Annotated in this window: 19 protein-coding genes; 8 read left to right on the forward strand and 11 right to left on the reverse strand. The window is 65.8% G+C overall.

The features are described 5' to 3' along the window. The first annotated feature begins 33 nt into the window (after positions 1 to 33). The 8 genes from OVY01_RS06865 to glmS all read left to right on the forward strand — a co-directional run bounded on the left by OVY01_RS06865 (position 34) and on the right by glmS (position 8,636). Positions 34 to 429: a dihydroneopterin aldolase gene (locus OVY01_RS06865; protein WP_267846627.1), complete on the forward strand. Its 396-nt coding sequence runs from the start codon at positions 34 to 36 to the stop codon at positions 427 to 429. Further along, positions 429 to 1,370, forward strand: coding sequence for a tRNA 2-thiocytidine(32) synthetase TtcA (ttcA, locus tag OVY01_RS06870; RefSeq protein WP_267846629.1), 942 nt, complete (start codon positions 429 to 431; stop codon positions 1,368 to 1,370). Before OVY01_RS06865 ends, ttcA begins: the two co-directional genes overlap by 1 nt. Positions 1,371 to 1,502: 132 nt before the next feature. After that, positions 1,503 to 2,546, forward strand: a complete 1,044-nt coding sequence (locus tag OVY01_RS06875; RefSeq protein ID WP_267846630.1) for an ABC transporter substrate-binding protein — start codon at positions 1,503 to 1,505, stop codon at positions 2,544 to 2,546. An 89-nt stretch (positions 2,547 to 2,635) separates the two neighbouring features. Next, a complete protein-coding gene (locus OVY01_RS06880; protein WP_267847697.1) occupies positions 2,636 to 3,433 on the forward strand; it encodes an ABC transporter ATP-binding protein in 798 nt (265 codons plus the stop codon). Beyond that, the gene (locus OVY01_RS06885; RefSeq protein ID WP_267846631.1) at positions 3,423 to 4,304 is read left to right on the forward strand and encodes an ABC transporter permease; all 882 of its coding nucleotides are present in this window, start codon (positions 3,423 to 3,425) and stop codon (positions 4,302 to 4,304) included. The genes OVY01_RS06880 and OVY01_RS06885 overlap by 11 nt, the downstream gene beginning before the upstream one ends. A gap of 86 nt (positions 4,305 to 4,390) precedes the next feature. Next, positions 4,391 to 5,311, forward strand: coding sequence for a MipA/OmpV family protein (locus tag OVY01_RS06890; protein ID WP_267846632.1), 921 nt, complete (start codon positions 4,391 to 4,393; stop codon positions 5,309 to 5,311). A gap of 104 nt (positions 5,312 to 5,415) precedes the next feature. Further along, the gene (gene glmU, locus OVY01_RS06895; protein WP_267846633.1) at positions 5,416 to 6,777 is read left to right on the forward strand and encodes a bifunctional UDP-N-acetylglucosamine diphosphorylase/glucosamine-1-phosphate N-acetyltransferase GlmU; all 1,362 of its coding nucleotides are present in this window, start codon (positions 5,416 to 5,418) and stop codon (positions 6,775 to 6,777) included. Positions 6,778 to 6,818: 41 nt separating this feature from the next. Further along, positions 6,819 to 8,636: a glutamine--fructose-6-phosphate transaminase (isomerizing) gene (gene glmS, locus OVY01_RS06900; RefSeq protein ID WP_267846635.1), complete on the forward strand. Its 1,818-nt coding sequence runs from the start codon at positions 6,819 to 6,821 to the stop codon at positions 8,634 to 8,636. Positions 8,637 to 8,723: 87 nt separating this feature from the next. Here glmS and OVY01_RS06905 read toward each other — a convergent pair whose 3' ends face one another. From OVY01_RS06905 to OVY01_RS06955, 11 genes are all read right to left on the reverse strand, one after another. Continuing rightward, the gene (locus tag OVY01_RS06905) at positions 8,724 to 9,062 is read right to left on the reverse strand and encodes a hypothetical protein (protein WP_267846637.1); all 339 of its coding nucleotides are present in this window, start codon (positions 9,060 to 9,062) and stop codon (positions 8,724 to 8,726) included. Then, the gene (locus OVY01_RS06910; RefSeq protein WP_267846639.1) at positions 9,046 to 9,522 is read right to left on the reverse strand and encodes a glycosyltransferase; all 477 of its coding nucleotides are present in this window, start codon (positions 9,520 to 9,522) and stop codon (positions 9,046 to 9,048) included. The genes OVY01_RS06905 and OVY01_RS06910 overlap by 17 nt, the downstream gene beginning before the upstream one ends. Before the next feature lie 102 nt (positions 9,523 to 9,624). After that, positions 9,625 to 10,692: a glycoside hydrolase family protein gene (locus tag OVY01_RS06915; protein WP_267846640.1), complete on the reverse strand. Its 1,068-nt coding sequence runs from the start codon at positions 10,690 to 10,692 to the stop codon at positions 9,625 to 9,627. A gap of 206 nt (positions 10,693 to 10,898) precedes the next feature. Continuing rightward, positions 10,899 to 12,119 carry a scabin-related ADP-ribosyltransferase gene (locus OVY01_RS06920; protein WP_267846641.1) on the reverse strand — a complete coding sequence of 407 codons (1,221 nt, stop codon included), beginning with the start codon at positions 12,117 to 12,119 and terminating at the stop codon, positions 10,899 to 10,901. Between the two features lie 45 nt (positions 12,120 to 12,164). Then, complete coding sequence (gene tssA, locus OVY01_RS06925) at positions 12,165 to 13,298, reverse strand: type VI secretion system protein TssA (RefSeq protein ID WP_267846642.1); 1,134 nt, start codon at positions 13,296 to 13,298, stop codon at positions 12,165 to 12,167. A 49-nt stretch (positions 13,299 to 13,347) separates the two neighbouring features. Beyond that, entirely contained in the window at positions 13,348 to 17,436 is a 4,089-nt protein-coding gene (locus OVY01_RS06930) for a type VI secretion system protein (RefSeq protein ID WP_267846643.1), read from the reverse strand. A gap of 45 nt (positions 17,437 to 17,481) precedes the next feature. Beyond that, positions 17,482 to 18,258, reverse strand: coding sequence for a DotU family type IV/VI secretion system protein (locus OVY01_RS06935; protein WP_267846644.1), 777 nt, complete (start codon positions 18,256 to 18,258; stop codon positions 17,482 to 17,484). A 4-nt stretch (positions 18,259 to 18,262) separates the two neighbouring features. Further along, entirely contained in the window at positions 18,263 to 19,585 is a 1,323-nt protein-coding gene (tssK, locus tag OVY01_RS06940) for a type VI secretion system baseplate subunit TssK (protein WP_267846645.1), read from the reverse strand. 2 nt (positions 19,586 to 19,587) lie between these two features. Then, positions 19,588 to 20,052 (reverse strand): hypothetical protein, encoded by a 465-nt coding sequence (locus OVY01_RS06945; protein ID WP_267846646.1) that lies wholly within the window; start codon positions 20,050 to 20,052, stop codon positions 19,588 to 19,590. A 74-nt stretch (positions 20,053 to 20,126) separates the two neighbouring features. Further along, positions 20,127 to 21,536 (reverse strand): dicarboxylate/amino acid:cation symporter, encoded by a 1,410-nt coding sequence (locus tag OVY01_RS06950; RefSeq protein WP_267846647.1) that lies wholly within the window; start codon positions 21,534 to 21,536, stop codon positions 20,127 to 20,129. Positions 21,537 to 21,539: 3 nt separating this feature from the next. Then, positions 21,540 to 22,814 carry a dicarboxylate/amino acid:cation symporter gene (locus tag OVY01_RS06955; protein WP_267846648.1) on the reverse strand — a complete coding sequence of 425 codons (1,275 nt, stop codon included), beginning with the start codon at positions 22,812 to 22,814 and terminating at the stop codon, positions 21,540 to 21,542. Between the last annotated feature and the right edge of the window lie 8 nt (positions 22,815 to 22,822).

Genomic DNA, 22,822 nt, shown 5'->3' on the forward strand with positions numbered 1-22,822 from the left:
ACGTCCGTTCTGTTTTTCCTTTGGAGCCACGCGATGTCCAGCGTGCTGACCGACCCCCGTCTGGCCGATTGTCGCCGGCTTTTCGTCCGCAACTACGAAGTCCGGATGAATATCGGCGCCTACGAAGCCGAGAAAGGCGCCGCCCAGCGGGTGCGCTTCAACGTCGATCTGTTCATCGCGCTGGCGATTTCGACCCCGAAACGCGACGCGCTCGACGAGATCGTCAACTCCGACATCATTCCCGAGGCCATCCTGGCGAGTATCGGTCAGGGTCACATTCATCTGCAGGAAACGCTGTGCGACGACGTCGCCGCGCGCCTGCTGGCCGACGTCCGCGTGCGCGCGGTGCGCGTCGTCACCGAGAAGGTCGACGTGTATCCGGGATGCGAATCGGTGGGCGTCGAAATCTTTCGTTTCAAGGAGGCGTGATGCCCGACGATATTCAGCGCGCGGTCGCGGAACGCGCGGCAGACCGCCGCGAGCAGCGCGACGCCTACGAGAACAACAAGCTGTTCAAGCGGCTCGCACGTCAGGTCGGGCAGGCGATCGCCGATTACACGATGATCGAGGAGGGCGACCGCGTGATGGTCTGCCTGTCCGGCGGCAAGGACAGTTATGCGCTGCTCGACATCCTGCTGCGGCTGCGCGAGCGCGCGCCGATCCATTTCGATATCGTCGCGGTCAACCTCGACCAGAAGCAGCCGGGCTTCCCGGACCACATCCTGCCGGAATATCTGACGCGGCGCGGCGTCCCGTACCATATCGAGACACAGGATACCTACAGCATCGTCAAGCGGCTGGTGCCCGAGGGCAAGACGACCTGCTCGCTGTGCTCGCGGCTGCGACGCGGCGTCCTGTACCGGGTCGCCGGCGAACTGGGCGCGACCAAGATCGCGCTCGGCCATCACCGCGACGACATCGTGCAGACCGTGTTCCTGAACCTGTTCTACGGCGGCAAGCTCAAGGGCATGCCGCCGAAGCTGCAATCGGACGACGGCCGCAACATCGTCATCCGGCCGCTCGCCTACGTGAAGGAAGCGGATCTCGAAAACTACGCCGAATTGCGCGAATTCCCGATCATTCCGTGTAATCTCTGCGGCAGCCAGCCGAACCTCAAGCGCGCCGAGATGAAGGCGCTGATCCGCGACTGGGAGAAGCGTTTTCCGGGGCGGGTCGACAATATGTTCAACGCCTTGTCGAGCGTCGTGCCCTCGCACCTGATGGATCGTGAGCTGTTCGACTTCGCCGGGCTGAAGGCGAGCGGACGGGCGGACCCCGCGGGCGACATCGCTTTCGACGAGGACCCCTGCGGGGCCGACGGCGAGACGGGTGTCGCCGGCGACCCGCAAGCGATCCGTTTCATCCCCTGATGCGCGGCGCGGGATGCGGGACGTGACGCCGGCGTCAGCCGGGCCGTGCACGCGCGGGGCGGCATGGGCCATTCGATTGCAACACACGGCATTCGCCGGACGGTGCGTCCGCTGGATGCAAGGGAGTCTCGCATGAGGTTGAAGCGCATCATCGTTCGCGCGGCGCTCTGTCTGGTCGCGAGCGTGGCGGCCAGCGTCGCGCTCGTTCCGCTGTCCACGGCCAGCGCCGCGGATCTCGACACGATTCGCCTGCGCACCGACTGGACGCCATGGGGCATCGACGCCGCGTTGTATCTGGCCAAGCAGAAAGGCTGGTTCGCCCGCGCCGGCATCGCCGTCGACGCGCAGGACGGCATCGGCTCGACGCACACCGTGCAACTCGTGGGCGCCGGACAGTTCGATGCCGGCCTCGCCAACCTCGGACCGATGATCATCGGCCGCGATCGCGGCCTGCCGGTGATCGCGATCGCCGACTTCGTCCGGCAGAACGACACCGGCGTGCTGGTGCCCGCGAACGAAAACTGGCGTACCCCGAAGGATCTCGTCGGCAGGCGCATCGCGATCACGCCGGGCGGTTCCGGCGCGCCGTTCTTCGACCGGTTTTTCGCCAACGGCGGCGTCGCCGCCGACCAGGTCACGCGCCTGAACGTCGATGCCGCCGCGCAGACCGCGATCTACATCGCCGGCCGCGTCGACGGCACCGTGTCGAGCATTCCGTTTTTCCTGCCGATCGTCGCCGCGCAGCGCCCATCGCGCGCGATCCGCTTCGCCGACTTCGGCCTGCCGCTGCCCAGTTTCGGTCTGTTCACCAACGAGAAAGCGCTCGCCGCCAAGCGCGCGGCGCTTGGCCGCTTCGCCAGCGTCATGGCGGGGGCCTGGCAGTACATCGAACAGGGCCACCAGGACGAGGCCGTCGCCGCAATGCTCGCGCAGCGTCCGGACGTCAAGCTGGATCCCAAAATCCTGCGCGGCCAGATCGACCAGCTGCTGGGCTTCATGCACACGCCGGCCACGCAGGGCCAGCCGACCGGCTATATGGCCGAGAGTGACTGGCAGGGCGCGCTGAAGACCCTGGGCGACGCCAAACTGCTGAAAAATCCGGAACCGGCCGACCATTACTTCACAAATACCCTGCTCGACCGCGCGACGATCGACCGGATAGGAGCCGGCAAGTGAAACTGGCCTCGCCCGGGGGTGTCGACGCGCGCGACGCCGACGCTAACGCCAACGCCAACGACGCAACTGCCGCCGACCGGCCGCCGCATATCCAGGTGCGCGAGCTTGGCAGGCGCTATCCCGGCAAGCGGCCGGTGGTCGCCCTCGAGAGCGCATCGCTCGACGTCGCGCATGGCGAATTCGTCAGCGTGCTGGGTCCCAGCGGCTGCGGCAAGAGCACCCTGTTGCGCTGCATCGCCGGGCTCGACGACGCGACCAGCGGCGTGCTGGCGATCGACGGTCACGTGCGGCGTCCGGGCGACGGGCCGCCCGCGGGTCTGGGCATGGTGTTCCAGCGCGACGTCCTGCTCGACTGGCGCGACGTGCTCGGCAATGTGCTGCTGCCGCTGGCATTGCGCGGCGAGCTGCAGGGCGCGCGTGCCGCGCACGAGACGCGCGCGCGGCATCTGCTCTCGCTGTTCGGCCTGGAGGCTTTCGCGACGCGCTACCCGTGGGAGTTGTCCGGCGGCATGCGCCAGCGCGTCTCGATCTGCCGGGCACTGATCGACGACCCGTCGCTGCTGCTGATGGACGAGCCGTTCGGCGCGATCGACGCGCTGACCCGCGAACAGTTGAACGTCGAGCTGCAACGCATCTGGCTCGACAGCCGCAAGACCGTGCTCTTCATCACGCACGACATCGCCGAGGCCGTCTTCCTCGCCGACCGGGTGGCGGTCTTCTCGCCGCGTCCGGGGCGCATCGTCGACACGCTCGCGATCGATCTGCCGCGCCCGCGCAGTCTCGCGATGCGCGACGATCCCGCGCATCCGCAGCACGCCCGTTTCAGCCAGTACCGCGCCCGCATCCGGGGCCTGTTCGAAGACATGGGACTGCTGCATGACGCCTGAGACCTCCCGCGCCACGCCGCCGCAGCCGTTGCATCCGTCGTCCGTGCCGCCGCCCGGAAGCCCGCCCGTCTCCCCGGCGGGGCGGCCTTTCGCCTTCCTCGGCGCCGTCGCGCCCATGGCGGCCAGCAGCATTTTCATCGCGCTGTGTCTCGCGCTCTGGGAAGCGCTGGTGCGCCTTGCCCACATCAACCCGGTGATCCTGCCGTCGCCCAGCGCCATCGTGCGCGAATTCCTCGACTCCCCCGGCCTCTATCTCGACAATGCGTGGTACACGCTGGAGGTCACGCTCGCCAGCTTTGTCGCCGCGACCGTCGTCGGCATCGGGCTCGCGATCCTGATCGTGCGCTCGAAGCTGCTGGAGAACGCCGTCTACACCACGGTGGTCGGTCTGAACAGCGTGCCCAAGGTGGCGATCGCGCCGTTGTGCGTGCTATGGCTGGGCACCGGCATGGAGCCGAAAATCGCGATCGGCTTCCTGGTGGCCGTCTTTCCGGTGCTGATCGACGCCGTGCATGGTTTCAAATCGGTGCCGCAGGACCTGCTCGACCTCGCCCGCGCCGCGCGCGGCGGCAGGCGGGCGGTGCTCTGGCGCATCCAGTTTCCGTACGCGTTGCCGTCGATCCTCTCGGGGCTGAAGGTCGCGGTTTCGCTCGCGCTGGTGGGCGCCATCGTCGGCGAATTCGTCGCCGCGCAACGCGGTCTGGGCTACGTGATCCTCAGTGCCCAGGGCATGTTCGAGACCACCCGGGTTTTCGTCGCGGTGGTGCTGCTCGCGCTGATGGGCGTCGTGCTGTTCGGCGCGGTCTCCTTCGTCGAACGGCGGCTGGTGCCCTGGCATATCTCGCAGCGCGGCGGCGGGCGCGGGCGGTGACCAGGGCGACGAGCGCGGTCACGGGTCCGGATTGCGGCGTTTGGCCGGACCCGGCAGGACCCCGGACCAGATCGAAGGAAACGCGTATGGCGCGATGTATCGCGCATTTCAGGCTGCTTTCGCGCGGTGCCATCGCCGGGTGCTGCGCGTTCGTGCTTGCGCTCGCGGTGGCGGGACCGGTCCGGGCGCAAGCGGGCATGGAGGGCGATACCGTCACGGCGGCGGCGTCATCCGCTTCGTCCGCTTCGTCCGCCGCGCCGACGGTCGCGTCCGCCACGCCCCCGGACGACGGCGGCGTTTTCGGCAACCATACCGACGTCAGCATCGGGATGGGAGCGGGGCTGGATCAGCGCTACATGGGCGCGCGCGCGTTTCGGCCGCTGCTCGTGCCGATGCTCAACGTCAGCCGGGGCATTTTCTTCGCCGACACCACGCGCGGGGCGGGCATCCAGTATCAGTCCGCCTCGGGCTTCTACATCGGCGAAGCCCTTAATTACGACACGGGCCGCGACGACGGCGACAACTGGCTGCGCCCCGGCGCGGATCGTCTCGCCCGGCTCGGCAGCGTCAAGGGCTCGCTCACCAGCACCCTGACGGTGTCCCAGCAGATCGTCTCCTGGCTGTCCGCGAACGCGCAGGCCGAGTTCGGCCTCGATGGCCGGCGCGGCAACCAGTATCAACTGGGTCTGGAGAGCATCGCCGCGCGCGGCACGCAGGATCCGGTCACCCTGGATGCCAACGTCAAGCTCGGCGACCGCCGCTACAACCAGACCTACTTCGGCGTGACGCGCGCGCAGAGCGTGAATTCGGGATATGACGGCTATGCGCCCGGAGGCGGCGTCTACGCCTATGCGTTGAGCGTCACATGGGATCATCATTTCGACAGGCACTGGACCGGCGAGCTGATCGTCAGCGGCAGCTTCTATACGGACAAGGCCGCGAACAGTCCGATCGCGCAGCGACGCGTGGGCGTGACGGTGCTGCCCTCGGTGAGCTACGCCTTCTGACCGGGAAGCGGTCGAGAAGCGGTCGAGAAGCCGCCGGGCGGCGCTTGGACGCATGCTAAAATTCATGGCTGAATTTTCCCTGACATCCTCCTGAGCGGCGCGACGTGAACATCGTGATTCTTGCGGCGGGCTCGGGCAAGCGGATGCGTTCCGCCCTGCCCAAAGTCCTGCACCGGCTGGCCGGCCGGCCATTGCTGTCCCACGTCATCGACACGGCGCGCGCACTCGCGCCGCGGCGGATCGTCGTCGTCGTCGGACATGGCGCGGAGGCGGTGCGTGCGGCCGTCGCCGCCCCCGACATCCTGTTCGCCGAACAGGCGCAGCAACTGGGCACCGGCCATGCGGTCCGGCAGGCCGTCGGCCAGCTCGACTCCACGGTGCCGACGCTCGTGCTGTACGGCGACGTGCCGCTGACCACCCCCGCGACGCTGCACGCGCTGCTCGACGCGGCCGGCGCGCACGCCTTCGGCATCCTCACCGTCGACGTTGCCGACCCCACCGGGTATGGCCGCATCGTCCGGGCCGCGGACGACAGCGTGTTGCGCATCGTCGAGGAGAAGGACGCCGACGCCGCGCAGCGCGCGATCACCGAGATCAACACCGGCATCGTGGTCGCGCCCACCGCGCGGCTGGGCGACTGGCTCGCCGCGCTCGGCAACGACAACGCGCAGGGCGAGTACTACCTGACCGATCTCGTCGAACAGGCGCTGGCCGATCAGGTCGACATCGTCACCACTTCGTCGACCGGCATCGCCGAAACCCTCGGCGTCAACAGCCGGGCGCAGCTCGCCGTGCTCGAACGCGCCTACCAGGCGCGTCTGGCGAACACGCTGCTCGAGCGCGGCGTCTCGCTCGCCGACCCTGCCCGCATCGACATCCGCGGCAGCGTCGACGCCGGGCGCGACGTCTTCATCGACGTCAACTGCGTGTTCGAAGGCGCCGTCACCCTGGGCGACGACGTCGCGATCGGTCCGAACTGCGTGCTGCGCGACGTCGTCGTCGGCGCCGGCACGCGCATCGACGCTTTCTCGCATCTCGACAATGCGCGCATCGGCGCCGACGCCGTCATCGGACCGTACGCGCGGCTGCGCCCCGGCGCCGAACTCGCCGACGGCGTGCATGTCGGCAACTTCGTCGAGGTCAAGAACGCCGTGATCGGCACCGGCTCGAAGGCCAACCACCTGACGTACATCGGCGACGCCGACATCGGTAGCGGCGTCAACATCGGCGCCGGCACGATCACCTGCAACTACGACGGCGCCAACAAGCATCGCACCGTCATCGAGGACGACGTCTTCGTCGGCTCGAACGCCGCGCTGGTCGCGCCGGTCCGGCTCGGCCGGGGCGCGACGCTGGCCGCCGGCACGACCGTCTGGAAGGACGTCGAGGCCGGCGCGCTGGCGCTGAATCCCAAAACCCAGAACGCCCGGCCCGGCCATCGGCGGCCGGTCAAACAGAAACGCTGAGCGTCGGAACGTGGTTTCGACGACGGCTGAGGAAGAACACCATGTGTGGGATTGTCGGCGCGGTCGCGCAACGCAATATCGTCGGAGTGCTGGTCGAAGGCCTGCGGCGGCTCGAATACCGCGGCTATGACTCGTGCGGCGTCGCCGCCATCGTCGGCGGGGAACTGACCCGCGTGCGCAGCATCGCGCGCGTCGCGGATCTCGCCGCCCAGGTCGAGGAAACGCAGCTCGCGAGCCAGACCGGCATCGCGCACACGCGCTGGGCGACGCATGGCGCGCCCGTCACCCGCAACGCGCATCCGATCTTCTCGCAGAATACCGTCGGCCTCGTGCACAACGGCATCATCGAGAATTACGAGACACTGCGTGAAACGCTGCGCGCGCAGGGCTATGTTTTCGAGACGCAGACCGACACCGAGGTCATCGCCCATCTGGTGCACAGCCACTACCGCGGCGACCTGTTCGACGCCGTGCGCGCGGTCGTCCCGCAATTGCGCGGCGCCTACGCCATCGCCGTGATCCATCGCGACGAACCGCACCGCGTCGTCGGCGCGCGCGCCGGTTCGCCGCTGGTCGTCGGCGTGGGCGAGGGCGAGAACTTCCTCGCCTCCGACGCCCTGGCGCTGGCCGGCAGCACCGACCGCTTCATCTTTCTGGAAGAGGGCGACATCGTCGACGTGCGGCTCGAAGGCGTCACCATCGTCGACGCCCGGGACCGCACCGTCGAACGCCCGATCCGGCAGGTCGTCGCCTATGGCGGCGCGGTCGAACTCGGCCCGTTCCGGCACTTCATGCAGAAGGAAATCTTCGAACAGCCGCAGGCGATCACCGACACCATTCCCGCCGTCGATGCGTTTTCGCCCGCGCTCTTCGGCGAGCGCGGCGCCGCGGTCCTGCCCGGCATCCAGCGGATCCTGATCCTGGCCTGCGGCACCAGCTATTACGCCGGCCTGTGCGCCAAATACTGGCTTGAATCGATCGCGCGCATTCCCACCGAGGTCGAGGTTGCCAGCGAGTACCGTTATCGCGACTCCGTGCCGAACCCGGAGGCGCTGGTCATCACCATCTCGCAATCCGGCGAGACAGCCGACACGCTCGCCGCACTGAAGCACGCGCAGCAGCTCGGGCACACGCACACGCTGGCGGTATGCAATGTCGCGTCGAGCGCCATGGTGCGCCTGACCGAGATGGCCTTTCTCACGCATGCCGGCCGCGAGATCGGCGTCGCGTCGACGAAGGCTTTCACCACGCAGCTGACCGCCCTGTTCATTCTCGCGGCGACGCTCGGCAAACTGCATGGGCAGGTGGACGCGGCCACCGAGGCCGCGTATCTCAAGCAATTGCGGCATTTGCCCGCGGCGTTGAACAGCGTGCTGGCGCTGGAGCCGCAGATCATTTCGTGGTCCGAGGAATTCTCGCGCAAGGAAAACGCGCTGTTCCTGGGGCGCGGGCTGCATTACCCGATCGCGCTGGAAGGCGCGCTGAAGCTCAAGGAAATCTCGTATATCCATGCCGAGGCCTATCCGGCGGGCGAGCTCAAGCACGGGCCGCTGGCGCTGGTCACCGAGGCGATGCCGGTGGTGACGGTGGCACCGAACGACACGCTGCTGGAGAAGCTGAAGTCGAACATGCAGGAAGTGCGCGCGCGGGGCGGGCAGTTGTATGTGTTCGCGGACGCGGATACGCATATCGAGAGCAGCGACGGGATTCACGTGATCCGGATGCCCGAGCACTACGGGCCGCTGTCGCCGATTCTGCATACGGTGCCGTTGCAGCTGCTGGCGTATCACACGGCGTGCGCCAGGGGCACGGATGTGGACAAGCCACGGAATCTGGCGAAATCGGTGACGGTGGAATAGGGGCTCTACCGCTGGGCAGGCATGCCTATCGCGAGGTTCGCACGAATGATTCCGTGAAGCTGGGGGTGGATGAACGGGGGCAACCCGTCAGCGGTAAACATCCCTTTGATGCCATGCTTCTACGTAGGTGTTTGCACCCGATGCACCCATATAGCTGGCGTCCGAAGCTCGACGCAAACGGGAAGCGAATTTGTTTTCTTCCGACAGTTTCTCCGCACGCACGTGAAAATCCAATTTGAGACCGTCCGCATTGCGGGAACTCGTGCTGATGCCGATGTACTGGTTCAATTTCTCGCGTCGTTCCCATTGCATCGCCAAGGTTTTCGCGCATGCCCATCCGAGCAGGCCCGGACCCGTGGGGTCGATGGAGCGATTCCCGTAGAAACGAACACGGGTATGTTCGACAATTTTATTGATTGCAAGCAAGAGCGCTGGCGCCGCCGGCTTCGACCATAAAACGGCATTCTCGACATCGAATCCCTGCTGACGGTTCGGGATATACAGCTGCAATGCATCCCGCGAAATCGAAATTGTGCGGAATGTTCCACTTTTGGTAATGCTCTATCCCCAGATCACTGTACAACCCACCCAGGGTGTGCAGCAGACAGTAACGCGCCAGATCGCACTGATACGCATGGGGTTTCAACGAATCGAACGCCGTGACGACATCGTTGCCGTAATGCCTGCCGATGAATTCCCGGAGCATCTCTCCGGTCCATAGCGTATAAGCTGCCGACGCATACTTCTCTCTCAGTGCATTCGTTGCGTTCTGTGTTGCACTACTGAGGTGATGTGGCATTCCCATGCCGTCGACGATAATGATTTGATGAATCGTGTCTATCGCATGATAGGGCTGAATGTTCGCGGATTGCGATGCGGCGATCAATTCGAAATCAGTGAGAACGTCCAGTCAGGTATCGCGGGATCGACGTGGCGGTGCACGGTGTCGTACCACGCGAGAAGGTCTGGCAGTTAGGTACGGGCATCTTCAATGCAGATGCAACAGCCGCGCCACCTCGATCGCCGGCACGCGGGAGAGCCAGCCCTCGCAGTCGCTCAGCCCGTAGCTGATGACCAGGTCTCGACCGTCGGGATGGGCGGCCAGGCCGGTGACGAATTCGACATCGTCTCCACGAAGCTTGAAGGGCTCGCTGAGGCGTCGCAACACCGCATCGCCATCGAGCCAGGCGAAGCGATGGGCATACCGCCGTCGGTTCACGCCCTCGACCATTTCATGACAGATCAATAGCCAGCCCCCGGCGAAGGGGAGCGCTTGCGATCCGCCGCGGAGATGGTCGACGGCGAGCGATGACGGCGTACGGGAGACCTCGTTGCCGTCGATCGAAAACACCACGTTATCCTGAAAGTATCGGATGAATCGCGGTTCCCCGGCGACGATCAGGGGCGTCCAGTTCTTCTCCCGGCTTCGGGTCGACGCGCTGGAGAGCCTGCGCGGCTCGGCATGGCGGCAGGACGTCCCCTCGCCGAAGGTGAGCTGCGCAACCAGCATGTCATCGATGAAATCAGGCGCCCTGCCATGACTCGATGCGACGCCATACAGGTCTTCATCCATCGCGAACAGGCGGATATCCTTCAGACCGGGGACGGGGTCCCTGCTTCGGACGGTTTCGCCCCGGGGGGGCAAAACTTCCATCCATGGACCGTTCACCGTCAGATCCGCGTGGAGCGAGCAAAGATAGTTGCGATCGGCGCGCAACGAGGCCGGGATATCGATATAGTGTCCGTCCCGGACAGGCAGGAAATTCGCCGCGCGGTGTATGACGTGCAGTCGTCCGCGCCACAATGCGACCGAGGGATTCAGGCCGAACCACCCTTTCTCGACAGGGGGATGAAGGGGCACGGCACATACGTTCGTCAGCAGCGCCGGGAGGGGGCGGGCAAGGTCCATCAGGTCGCGCCGCGCGGCACCCCGGGTCGCCGGGGAGCACGTGGGCGACAGGGAAAGATCGTTGCAAGTCACCAGTGCGCGTGTGCAGGCGCTGGGCGAATAATAGGTCGTGATGGGCGGTACGGAAGCGGATCCGACAATGGACATGCGTCTGCCTCGATCGAAATGGCCTGGATGCGCCGATGGGGAGGGCGGCGTCCCGTGCTTGGCGGGTAACGAAGACGCTTGAATCGCATGCCGGCGAGGGCAAGCAAGCGACGGCGCCATCGAAGCACACTATTGTCGCACCGCCAGGAGCACGTCCGGGTCGTCGAAGAGGACAAGTTCAGGATAAGTGATATTGCGCGTATACATCAAGGACCCGGCCCCTGAGATTTCCCGCTCAGCAACTCCCACACCTCGACCGCGGCCATGGCATCGGTGTACAGGAACGTGTCCTTGAGATAGACGCTGCCTTCGGAGCGGCCATCCGCCAGCACGTATCGGCAGCCGACGATGTCCTCCCATTCGATGATCCCGGGCATGGAGATCTCCTGCTCGTCGAACTGTACCCACTTGTGCGTGCCGCGCGCCGGCAGGTGAAACCCGCCTTCCACGAAGCATGCGTAAATCCACCCCGGACCGGCAGGCGTCGTTCCTCCGTAGCCTATGGCGAAGCCCTTCGCCACGGTGGTGGATTTGGTCACGGAAAGGTATCCGCCATATTCCTGATCGGAAATGAATTTTTGAAGATTGAGCGCCTGGTCCTGCGCCAAAAGCCAGTTCTTTTCGATATGTGCCGGCCGCGTGTAATTCGGCAGGAAGCCGCCGGCATTTTTGATGCCGCTCGGCGGGCGTGAGTCGCCGCGGAACCCATAGGTGATCACCCGTTCGTACGGAACGTCGGAGGTCACGGCCGTATAGGCAAAGCGGCCGCCATGCGTGCCCGCTCTCGCGCTGGCGATGCAGGGAATCGTTCGTTTGTCGCTCGTATCGGTGCGATCCTGTGCGTATGGCGGGGCATACGCCGGCGCGGGCATGAGTTCCCGGAAATCCAGCAGGGCGCCGTCGGATAGGGTCGTGCTGGCCGCTTTCGAGCGGGTCGTCAGGTAGGCGAGCACCTCATCCAGCGTGAAATCCGCGGTTCGGAAACCGCTGTAGGCTGCCATCGGCTCGCCGATCGCGTCGAAGCCGGTTTTCAACGCCTTCATGACGAAGCTGGCATTGGTGAGGCTCGCCCTCAGCGTGGTGCCTTTCGCCCAGTTCCTGGCCTGGGCGCTGTCGAAGGTGCGCCAATGATTGACGATGGCGATCTGGAAGCGCGTCGTGGCCTCCGGTTTCATCGTATGCACCGCGATCGTCACGTCGCGACAACGTGCCGCCGTGCCGGCGTCGATGGGCACCCAGCCGGAACCACGCTGGATCGCGCCGATCAGGACCGTGACGAACCGGGGCGAGGTGCTGCCGTTGACGATATATTGCGTGTTCGTCAATTGCAGCCAGATCGTCGTTTTGGCGCGGTCGTGGCAAATCTCGATGCGTGTCTCCGCGCCGTACAGCCCCGGCCCGAGCGGCATGATGGTCAAGCCCAGCATGATGGTAGTCCTTGAATTTTTTTAGATACGGGTCCGCTTTCGCGATCAGGGTTGCGCACCGATCGCGGCGAGATAGCGCTGCAGGTCGCTTTCCTCCCGGACGATGTCGCCCATCAAGGCGATCAGGGGCATGCTTCCCCAGGACACCGCGCGCTTCAACAGGTAGGGCGTGGGGCTATGGGGTTCGTGGTGTTGCAGATAGTTCGCGATGGTGTCGATGAGTGCATACGCATGGTCGCGATCCCGTATCCGGAATGCGGCGACGGTCGGATCGCCCGAAGGTACGGTGCCCGCATCATCGGGCGGCGGCGGAAGCGCTGTCAGGGGGACGTGCGTTTCGCGTACGGTGTCGTCCGTCGGGCGCGGCGATGCGTCGGCGGTCTCCGCGGCGGTTTCTCGCCCCGACTGCCGCCCGTTCACCAAGCTCCCGATCGCTCTGCCAAGCCGATCCAGGGTCTGGAGCGTCCGCTCGAAACTCGGTGCCTGGCCCTGCATTGCTTCATCGAGCCGCTGCGTGAATGACGTGAAGCCGGCCGCGGCGTGCGCCAGGTCGCGCTGCATGACGAGCAGACTGTCGAGACGCTCCCCTAAGGCGTAGGCGACGAGTTCGTCGCGCGTCAAAACGCTTTCCTCGCGGGTCGCGGGCGTGCCGCCGGTGCGTCGCGCCCACGCATCCAGGTTGAGCATGGGCATGCCAGGCAGGTCGAGCCTCATCAAGGGCACGTTCAGCGTCAGCATCGATGCCAGCGATTCGTTGAGCCAGGCGAAAATGCCGATGCGCGGCTCCCAATCGTCGCCGTCGGGCAGCGGCTGCGCTGCGCTCCAGCAACGGTCCACCAGGTTCCCGAAAACTTCGACCGCGGCGGCGAGACCCGGCACGCCATGGAGGCGGACCCATGCTTCGCACAGCCAGCCCGCGATCTGCAAATCCTTGCTCTTCGTTCCCAACGCCGTTACGCACAGGCTCGCCACCTTCGGCCAGTCGGCCTTTTTCAACGGCCGTTCCCAATCCCCACGTGGCAGCGACATATCGTCTTCTTCGCGGGCGTGGCGAATTTCCTGATAGATCGATGTGTAGCGCAGGGATGTGCCGGCGGGGGCGGTGTCGGCCAGGGGGGCGCATGCCGCAGCGAGTTCGGACATCAGCTCGGCGGGGTAGATGTTGCTCGGCTCGCTCATCGCTCACGTTTCCTGGTTCGGCGCGTTTGCGGGCGCGCCGTGTGTTCGGTCAGTCGCCACCGGAACCCGTCCAGTCGGGCGCCCGGGTGGGAAGGATTCCCGGCCAGATCAACGCATTTTTCTTGCCGGCCTCGAACAGCGCGATGCGCGCGAACACGCGCGCGCGGCGGTCGCCGGACGGCGGCCCATTCCCGCCGGCGTTGTGGGTGTTCACTGGAAATTCGAACGCCAGCGTCTGGCCGCGGGCATTCGCGCCCGCACCGGATTGCGTGGTGAGGTGACGGTTCATGAGCGTGATCAACGACCAGGCGTCGGCGAAACGGTAGGTCACGCTGTGCCCGTCCGAACGCATCTCCGGCTGTTGCACGTCCGTGGCGGCGGATAGGGGGGCGTCCTTCGCCAGGCGCAGGGTCAGCGAGATCGGCGTGCCATACGCCCAATGCACCGTATGCGGCGTGTCGCCCGACTTGACGGTTTGCGAACCCGACTGCAACGACCACTCGATGATCTGGTTGCCGTCCACTTCGGCCTGTTGCTCGGTGCGGAATTCCACCGCGATGTCGTAGCCCGGCGCTTCCTGACCATCGCTTGGTTTCAACGGAGTGAGAAACGCATCGGCGTGGTCCATCCGGGCCGCGAAGCGTTGCACCGCCGATCCCGCCCCCTGCACGACGATATCGCCGTTCACGCGTTGCGCGCCCAGCGCGCGCGACGTGTCCTCGAACCGCCCGAGCACCCTGGCGAGCTGGGTCGGGTCGGCGCTCGCGGAGGCGGTCGACGTCGTCCCCGCGAAGGGCGACAGACCGGCCAATTCCCGATTGAACAGGGACGCGAACGCGTTCCACGCCCGTTCGCCGTAGCGTGTCCGCTCGCTTGCACAACGCATTTCCAGTTGCATGTACAGGCGCTGATGAATCTGCGCGAAATAGTCGTTGTCGGCGGTGGACGGCGCCTGCCCCGACAGTTTCCCGACGCAATCGGCGGGCGTATCCGCGCTTCCCAGTGCCATCACGAATTGTTCGAGGGCCAGCAGGGCGCTGTTCGGATTTTTCAGCTTGTACCTTTCGAGATCGCGGTTGATCGCGGCCCAGCGCCGGGCGAGCGGCGTCGCGGCGTCCGTGGGTGCCAACGCGGACAGGTAAATGGCGGCTTGCTGCCCGAGCGCTTGCGCGCGGGCGGACTGCTGTCCGAGATAGGCGGACAGTGACGCGGCGTCGCTGACTCCGAAGGCGGTGGCCAACAGGGCGTGATCCGGGTTCGCGCCTGGCGCGGGCGCCGAGGTGGCGACCGCGTAGAGCTCGGACCCCGTCAACGCGTCGTCCACCATGCGCAGATGACGCAAGGCGTCGGCGGAATTCGTCGCCCGAAGATCATCGGCGCGTGACGCGGCGGCGCTTTCCTCGAACAGCGTTGCGATTTTCTGCAGTCTGGGCTGCGCTGCCTGGAATGCGGCGGCATCGGTGTCGGGAAGGGGCGCGATCACGGTGGCCGCCGCGACGAGCTGATCTTCCGCCGTCGCCGCGAACTGCCTGTCGACGGCGGTCGCGAGTACCGGCTGCATCCCGGCGGAAACGTGCGCGAGGCCGTCCGCGAGGTAATGCTTGCGCCTATCCGCCAACGCGATGACCTGATCGAGTTGCCCCGCATCCCATGCCAGGACGGTACCGATGGCCATCGGGGGGAACACGCGATCGCGTGGCGGCGCCATGAACGGTTGGTTCAACAGGTTCGTCAGCGCCTCCTTCAGCGCCATCCGGTCTGTCGACAGACTGAACTGCGCCTGCTTCTCGCTCCACTGCAGGCCGCCACCGGGGGTGTCGACGTCCCGCGCGAACGTGGCGCGAAACGCTTGAAATGCCGCGGCCGTGTCCGTGCGCAGGTGATCGGCGGCGTCCTGGCCGAGCAAGCCGTTCCGGGCGACATGGGCCACGAGCCGGTCGTAGCCGGTGCCCAGACCCGTTCCGTTCGGCCCCATCCATCCCGCGGTCCCCGATGCCAGCAGATCGCTCTCGGTCTGGATGGCGTTGACGAGCTGCCGAAAACGGTCCGTGGCCGCGCCGGCGGGCGCATCGGTCAGCGGCAGGCTGGCCAGCAAAGTGTCGACCGTCTGTTCGGCCGCCATCGAGGGGTTGTTCGTGAACAGTCGCGCTTCGAGGCGCGCATTGCCCCTGTCCAGCGCGCAGCGCACCGCGGTCCGGATGAGCGGTGCGTCGTTCGCGAAAAGGGCGTCCACCTGCGGACCGTTTTCGTAAAAATAGGGCAGGCTGCGCGACACGCTTCCCTGCGGCGCCACGCCAAGGGTGTAGCCGATGACGAGACGTAGATCGGCGCTACCGGACGTGGCGGCTTGCCGGAGCCGCTGCAATGCGAGCAGCGCGCCTTCGAGCTGGTCCACCGCCAGGACGTACGATTGCAACGCGATCGTCTCGGGTTGATCGTCGACGGCCAGACTGGCCGGGCGCGCCGCCCCGGGGTTCGACACGGCGGGCGCGTGACATTCACCGCCGACGCCCAGGTTACCGGTGCCCGGATCCAGGCTCGCGCCGGTCAATTGACTGATGCGGGCCGCGAGTTCCCGGTGAATCGTGTCGACGGCGATCTCGCCGAATGCCTGTTCGAAGCGCGCTCCCACGCGACGTTCCAGGTCGTCGAAGAGCGTCCAGGAACCCGGCATGACGATCATCGCGGCGGTGACGGGTTGAAACCGCTCGTTGATCGCGAGTATCGCCAACGAGGTCTGCCGGTACCAATCGGGCGACAGTTGCGCGCCGCTTCGCAGCGTGGCATCGCGAAAAACCTCGCTGCGGTGCAACTGGTCCAATGCGGCAGCCCATTCGACGCTGCGCTGCCGTAATTGCCAGGATGCCAGGACCAGCCCCGCGCCCCAGCCACCCAGCACCAGAATGCCACCCCACCGCAGCGCCCGCCGCATGAGCGGACGGCGCAACTGCTGGGTCCGCGACGGGCGCGTCAAACCCCGTTCCGGAAAAATCTTTCGTTCGAACACATCCTTCAGGAAGGCCGGCTGCAGCGCGAGCCGTTCGAGAAGATCGTGGCGCCGGCCGGGATCGGCGCGGGCGTCGTCGCCGTATTCGTCCTCAGGGGTCTCGTCCCGCTCCCGGGTGTGCAGCATCGCGGCCCGTTCCAGCGATTCGCTTCTGTCGCCGGTCAGATAGATGCCGCGCAGCAGGAAGGGTTCGTGATAGGCGCTGGGGCGCATCAGTTCGTCGACATACATGCGTAACCGCTCGCGCATCGCGTCGATCCTCGCGGGCAGCATCAGTATGGCCGCGGCATGCTCGGCGGCCGCCTCCAGCGCGAGGAGTTCGGCGCCGATGTCCGATACCGATTTCAACACGGTCGAGAACGCGGTATCGACCCAGTCCGATTGGTACTGCGTCGACAGGTCGAAGGGCGAGGACCATCCCAGCATGCTGGCGCTCAGCGGTTCGGAAACGGCGCGCGCGAATGTCGAGAAACCATCGATATGCTCGCCGCCGACGATGACCAGGTAGACGGCGACCCGCATCGCGAAGCGGTTCTGGGCCAGCCATAGCCGCCGATGCGCGAGTTTGGCCCGGCGCGTCAGTTCCAGGCCCGCGTCCGCGGAACCGTCGAGCAGGAGCGCCGCCGGCACGGTGATGACGAGTGAATCGAAGGGCCGCTGCGGACGATAGGTTCTGCACAGACCGAGGAATTCATCCCAGGGTTTTTCCGTGCCGTCGTCCTCGTCGGGCGCGCCCAGATAGTCGCCCCGCAGATCGATGACGATGCCGCGATCGAAAAACTCCCAGGCAATGCCCTGCGCGGTGGCCGCCGACGTGGATTCGCCACCGAGCATGCTGGCGACGCCCGACTGCGCGACCGGCAACCGTGCCGCATCCTCGCCTTCGTTCAACACGAGTACCCAGGGCACGCCGTAGCGCTCGTCGCGCGAGGCGATGTTGGCCTCGATCAGTTCCACGGCCGCGCGAAACGAGGACCGCAGGGAATCGTGACGCAGGCGCGCATGACGCGAACCCGCCTGCGGCTGCGCATGCGGGTTTCTGGCGGCGAGATACAGGACGAAGCCCAGAACCGCCGCCACGACCAGCGCCAGCACCCCGAGCGAGAGCAGGAAAAGATGGTTGCTTAACATGATGGCCACGCCTCCCGCCGGAATCGCGTCGGAGCGTCGCCTGGCCTATTCGACGCTTGCATGATGCAACGCCTCGCGCACGGGCCAGGTGGTCGACAGCCATAGGATCTCGGACGTCGCCAGCAGGCCGATCACGGCGACCACGACACCCAGCGTCCAGCGGCTCAATGGGGGAAGGTTGTGCTGCGCCAGGTGCGAAAGGGTGTGCGCGTAGGCATCGTCGTCGAGCACGCGATCCCGGCCGCCGAGATCGGGACGCCGCTGATAGACGAACTGGAACAACTCGGTGCGATAGGCCGTGAGCCGTTCCAGCGCGGCATCCCCACGAAAGCGTCCCTGGAAACCGATCGCCAGCGCAAACAGGTAGAGGCGCGCCATCTTGCGTCGGGACGGTTCCCGGTCCGCGAGCAGGACGTCGATGCGCTCGAAGACCAGGTCTCCCGCGATATTCGTTCTGAAAAAGGCGGATTCGAGCAGGTGCGCGGTCCAGCGGTCGCGGCCCGGCCAGGGCATCGTCAGGAGCAATTCGTCGGCCAGGGCGGTTTTCAGATAGCGGGCATCCGCGACGTTGTCGACCTCGAGGCGGCTCGTTTGCCGTTCGATCTGTGCGCTTTGCAGTTCGATCAATCGTTGCAGATGCTGGTTCAGCGCAACGGCGGCGAGTTCGGGATCGGTCTGGCGAACGTCGAGGACCCGTGCCGGCGCATGTCTCACTTCGTCGATAAAGGCGCGAAACTGCTCGGTCATCAGCTCATCGTCCGTTTTCAGGACGTTGCGCGACGTGGCGGTCTGGGAGGCGGGTACCGCGGAGGTGCGATGCATCGTTTTACCCCTTCACGAAAAGAACGATTTCCTGGGGGCGCTGCGCGCTGGCCCCTTCGTTCGTATGACTGATCAGCAGCGCATCGCCAGGCGAAATGCCTTCTTTTCCGATATCGACGGAGAACAGCAGATAGCCCGATCCGGCGCGAACGCCCAACGCCGGTACGTCATCGACGCGATGGCGGGGTGCGCCCAGAATGCGTCGTTCGCGCAGCAACGGATACCCCGACGCGGGTCCGATGATGGCGCCGTTCATCCAGGCGGCCAGATCCTTTTCCGATTGACCGCGCAGGCCCACGTACAGCTGCGACGGCAGGGGTGTGGTTCGCGCGTCGAACTGGAACGCGCCCCCATGCAGTTCGAATTTCTGTTCGCGATATTGCTGACTGACTTCGTTGATGGCGGCATCGAGATGGGCCAGCAGAGGCCCGAAGACGGACAGCGGGTCGCCGTGGTCGTAGTCGAGCGGCGCGGGCGGAATCGCGCCGGGCGTCAGGAGACTGAGCGAACCCAGCAAGGAAGCGAGTGCCAGGTAGAGGGGCAGCGGGTGTAGTCGGGGCGTGCGCAACGTCGCTTCCACCAGGGGCAGGTCCGTCAGCAGGCTGCGGAGCCGATCCTTCAATTCCAGTTGCGCGAGACGGTCGTCGATGCGGGAGGACGGATTCGCGGTTTGCTTGGCGACGAAGGCGGCCTTGCTCCGAATTTGCGCGACGAGAGCCGCCGTGCGTTGCCAAAGCACATTGTCGCGCGCGATTTCCAGCAGTGGCGGCAGAAGCCTGCCCAGTCGCACCACTTCGTTGTCACGCGAGAGCGAGCACAGACGCAGGTGGCTGTAATTGACGGATGGCACGTCGCCGATCGCCAGGGCGAGATTGGGCAGCTGCCGCGGAATATCGGCGGGCGGCGCCTCCGATACCTCGTCCGTGACGAGCGGGCCGCCGACCGAGCGATAGCGCCGCACGGCGCCTCTGTGTCGCATCGTATGCGGGGTGGGCAAGGTCAGGTACACATCGAGGGAACCGCCGGCGAGCTTGTCCGCATACGGAAGCAGCGCCGCTTCGAGCGCGCCGTGCATCGGATTGCCGCTGTCGTAGCAGACCGCCGTGCCATCCGGCAAAATCGCCTCGAGCGCGAGGATGCGCAGCAGGCCGGCCGGCAATAATCCGGTATCGATGGAAACGCTGCGTACGCCCCAGCTGAACGGCGCCGCGGCGAGTGTCTGCCAGGCGATCAGCGAGTCGAGCCTTGCGGACAGCGTCTGGAAATGCTGAGGCGACAGCAGCATGCCTTCGTGCCACTCGATCCGCTCGGGGATGGATTCGCGCATGTTCATTTCGGATAAGTGAGCGTGAAGCCGGTCGTCGTCATCGTCGCAACGACTCGACCATTCAGTTTGTCGACCCGAATTCGATGCGCGCCCGGAGCGTCATAGTTCGCGAAGACGAGCGCCGCGATCACGCGCGAACCCGCGAACGCTTTCTTATCCGCGGAAAGGGTCTGGCCCGGAACGATCTCCCAGCTGCGATACCGGATGTCGTGCGGGAAGGTCGCACCGAGGTCGGTTCGGGAAGCGAACCACTGCGCCGCGGTGAGCGCCATCGTTTTTTCCAGGGCGTCCTGGCTACTGATCAGTACCACGTCCACTGCGACCGGGCTGTTTCGATTCATGTCGGCAGCGGCGATGAAGGTGAAGTCGCGCCAGTTGGCATGCGCCCCCCGGATGCCCGGCATGGCGCATCCCCCCGCCCATGCCAGGCATGCGCAGACAAGGGCATGGATGCCCAGATTCGTCATGCGCATCCCGGTTGCCAGGCGAGGGCGACGACGAGGGCGGGGCGCCGGATGTATGACTTCGTGCTTGTCCGGCATCAACGCGCTCCGATACCCATGCCGATGAAAAAAACGAACAGCGCGATGACGCCGGCGCACCCAAGCGTCAGTGCGGCTTGCGATCCGGTGAGGACGAATGTCATGGAGACGGGCATGGCCAGGATGCGATCGGGGGACGCCCGGCGTTCCGAAGGCAGACCCGCCGACGCCAGGGCGGTCAACGCGCAGACGGCGAGCAGCGACAAAACATTGCGTGGCCCGTTGCAGATCGGATCGACCGACACCAAAATCGGGATGACGGCGTCGGCCGGGAGATGGAGCGCAAGGAGGACGAGGCTCACGTGGCCGATATTGGCCGCGCCCATGTACCCCGCGGAAAGAAAGGCGGCGCCCGTCGCGCTCAACCAGACGAGAAGGAGGTCGCCGGGTGTCAGCGTACGGTGGTAGAGATGGGCAATGAAAATGGCCACGCTTGCATAGTAGACCGCGGTACCGGCACGGACGAAGACGAACCCGAACGGGATGAGCAGCTCGGTAATGCCCCGGCTGAATCCGAGTTGCGTACTCATCGCGTCTATCGTATTGGGGATCGCGGCGATCGGGCTGCCCGATGTCAGGCTGATCACCAGCGACGCCTTCAATTTCGTGATCACGTCGCGAATCGACGTGCGGGCGCCACGCGACACGACCACGACCGCCGCCAGACCGAGCAGTGCCACGAGCAGGAAAAACGACCCCAGCATCGTGCCGAGCGCGCGGATCGTCGCATATCCGGTCTGGCCCATCAGATGCGCGGTCATGCCGAACGCCAGGACCGGAATAAAAAGATTGGCTTTGTCGATGACCGTCTCGAGCGCGCGATAGGCGCCGTCGAGGATCTGACCCAGCGCCTGCGTCTGCTCTCGGGGAAGGGCAGCGAATGCCAGTCCGAACAGCGTCGTACCGACGAAAATGCCCAACAGGCGGCCCTCGGCGAGGACGCGGTAGAAGTTGTCCGGGATGGCCGCATCGGCGTTGGCGGACCGCGTCGAAATGGGCGTTTCCGTCGTCGACCGATCGACCAGATCGATGCTGACGCCACCGGCGTCCGCGCGCTGGATGATGCTGCCCAGCTGCGCCCGCGTTTCGGCGGACAGGGCGCTGCCGGTATCGAGTACGGAGCCGATCGTCGTCGTGCAGAATGCGGCCCCCGCGACCAGTGCCAACGATATCGCGATCATCAGCGTCACGCGGGGGACGAAGCGCGGCAAGGCGGCCACCTGTCGCAGGCCGAAAAAACCGGCGACCACTTGCAGGGGCAACGCCACCATGCCGACGATGGCCAGATACAGCGCACCGACGGTGAAGGCGGTGACGCCCACCGCAGGCAGGAATGTCCCGGTGACCGCGCCGAGCAGCATGCAGAGCGCGATCGTCCACGGATGGGTCAGGCATTTGGAAAAAGTCATGATCTAGACTTTCAGCGGGCGCGGGCAGATGACGACGATGGCGGCGGTGTTGCCGATGACCAGCACCAATGTGCGCAGGATGTCGCATATCGGATCGACCGCGAGGAACAGCACGAAAGCGGCTTCGAACGGCAGGTGCAGGTAGGTGCAGGTCATGCCGACCAGCGACACGGTGACCAGTCCCGTCATCCCCGCCGACGCGAAGCCTGCCAGCACCGACGCGAGCACCACGGTGAGCAATTCGAGCGGCCCGAGCGCGCGGCCGTACAACTGCGCGATGAACAGGGTCGCGCAGGCGTAGTACACCACCGGTCCGATGCGCAGCAACGATATCGCCAGGGGCACCAGGAGTTCGACGCGCGAGCGTGCGAATCCCAGACCGTCGGCCAGGCTCTGAATCATGCTGGGCATGCACGCCGCGCTGTTGCGCGTGGCGAGCGCCAAGGTGAAGGGCCCGCGCAATGCATCGAGTGTCCTGCCGAGGCTTTGCCCCGAGCGCCGCCATATCAGGGACAGGGCGACCAGCAAAAGCAGCGTCGAGGCAAGGGCGAACGCGAGGACGAACTGCATCATCGCCTGAAGCGGGCCCAAGCCGATTTTCGCGAGCTGCGAGGCGCTCATGCAGAAGAGCACCAGCGGCAGCGGATAGCTGAGCCAGTGCATCAGCTTCTGACAGGCGTGGTAGACGGTTTCCAATGCCTGGGTCAGCCCGTCGGAAATCCGCGACGGCACATAGCCGACCGCCATGCCGAACAATAAGGCGAAGACCAGCGCCTTCAGGATCTCGCCGCTCGCGAGCGCCGCGAAGATGTTCGTCGGAACCAGGTCGCGTACCATCTCCAGGAAGCCCGGGGACGCGACGGTCGCATCGGCACCGTACAACGCCATGGCGGTATCGGTGGAGTCGAGATCCGTACCGACGATCCGGCCGAAGGTCGCCATCGTGGTATGCGACAGTCTTTCGCCGGGTCGTACCACCAGCAGTACGGCGGTCCCCACGACCGCCACCAGAATCGACGCCGCGACGAACACGACCGTGACGCGGACGAGCAAACGTCCCGTGCCGCCGATGCGCAGCAGGCGCTGCAGACTGAAGATCACCGCCGAAATCATGAACGGCAGCGCCGTCATTTTCAGGAGGCCGACATAGATGTCGCCGAGTGTCGCGAGGCGCACGGCGGCGGCGGGCACCATCGCGCCGAACATCGCCCCCGACAGCAGGCTGCCGAGGACGACCCATGGGTTGAGAGCGATCGCATACAGGCGGGTTGCGTTCATGTCGATTT

Source organism: Robbsia betulipollinis (genome assembly GCF_026624755.1).
GTDB lineage: Bacteria > Pseudomonadota > Gammaproteobacteria > Burkholderiales > Burkholderiaceae > Robbsia > Robbsia betulipollinis.

Bases quoted from the DNA above. Each gene is read 5' to 3' on its own strand.
- OVY01_RS06885 (WP_267846631.1), top strand. From the start codon at position 3,423: ATGACGCCTGAGACCTCCCGCGCCACGCCGCCGCAGCCGTTGCATCCG.
- OVY01_RS06890 (WP_267846632.1), top strand. From the start codon at position 4,391: ATGGCGCGATGTATCGCGCATTTCAGGCTGCTTTCGCGCGGTGCCATC.
- OVY01_RS06865 (WP_267846627.1), top strand. From the start codon at position 34: ATGTCCAGCGTGCTGACCGACCCCCGTCTGGCCGATTGTCGCCGGCTT.
- OVY01_RS06920 (WP_267846641.1), bottom strand. From the start codon at position 12,119: ATGCTGGGCTTGACCATCATGCCGCTCGGGCCGGGGCTGTACGGCGCG.
- OVY01_RS06875 (WP_267846630.1), top strand. From the start codon at position 1,503: ATGAGGTTGAAGCGCATCATCGTTCGCGCGGCGCTCTGTCTGGTCGCG.
- OVY01_RS06945 (WP_267846646.1), bottom strand. From the start codon at position 20,052: ATGACGAATCTGGGCATCCATGCCCTTGTCTGCGCATGCCTGGCATGG.
- glmS (WP_267846635.1), top strand. From the start codon at position 6,819: ATGTGTGGGATTGTCGGCGCGGTCGCGCAACGCAATATCGTCGGAGTG.
- OVY01_RS06935 (WP_267846644.1), bottom strand. From the start codon at position 18,258: ATGCATCGCACCTCCGCGGTACCCGCCTCCCAGACCGCCACGTCGCGC.
- OVY01_RS06915 (WP_267846640.1), bottom strand. From the start codon at position 10,692: ATGTCCATTGTCGGATCCGCTTCCGTACCGCCCATCACGACCTATTAT.
- tssK (WP_267846645.1), bottom strand. From the start codon at position 19,585: ATGCGCGAATCCATCCCCGAGCGGATCGAGTGGCACGAAGGCATGCTG.
- OVY01_RS06950 (WP_267846647.1), bottom strand. From the start codon at position 21,536: ATGACTTTTTCCAAATGCCTGACCCATCCGTGGACGATCGCGCTCTGC.
- OVY01_RS06955 (WP_267846648.1), bottom strand. From the start codon at position 22,814: ATGAACGCAACCCGCCTGTATGCGATCGCTCTCAACCCATGGGTCGTC.
- ttcA (WP_267846629.1), top strand. From the start codon at position 429: ATGCCCGACGATATTCAGCGCGCGGTCGCGGAACGCGCGGCAGACCGC.
- tssA (WP_267846642.1), bottom strand. From the start codon at position 13,298: ATGAGCGAGCCGAGCAACATCTACCCCGCCGAGCTGATGTCCGAACTC.
- OVY01_RS06930 (WP_267846643.1), bottom strand. From the start codon at position 17,436: ATGTTAAGCAACCATCTTTTCCTGCTCTCGCTCGGGGTGCTGGCGCTG.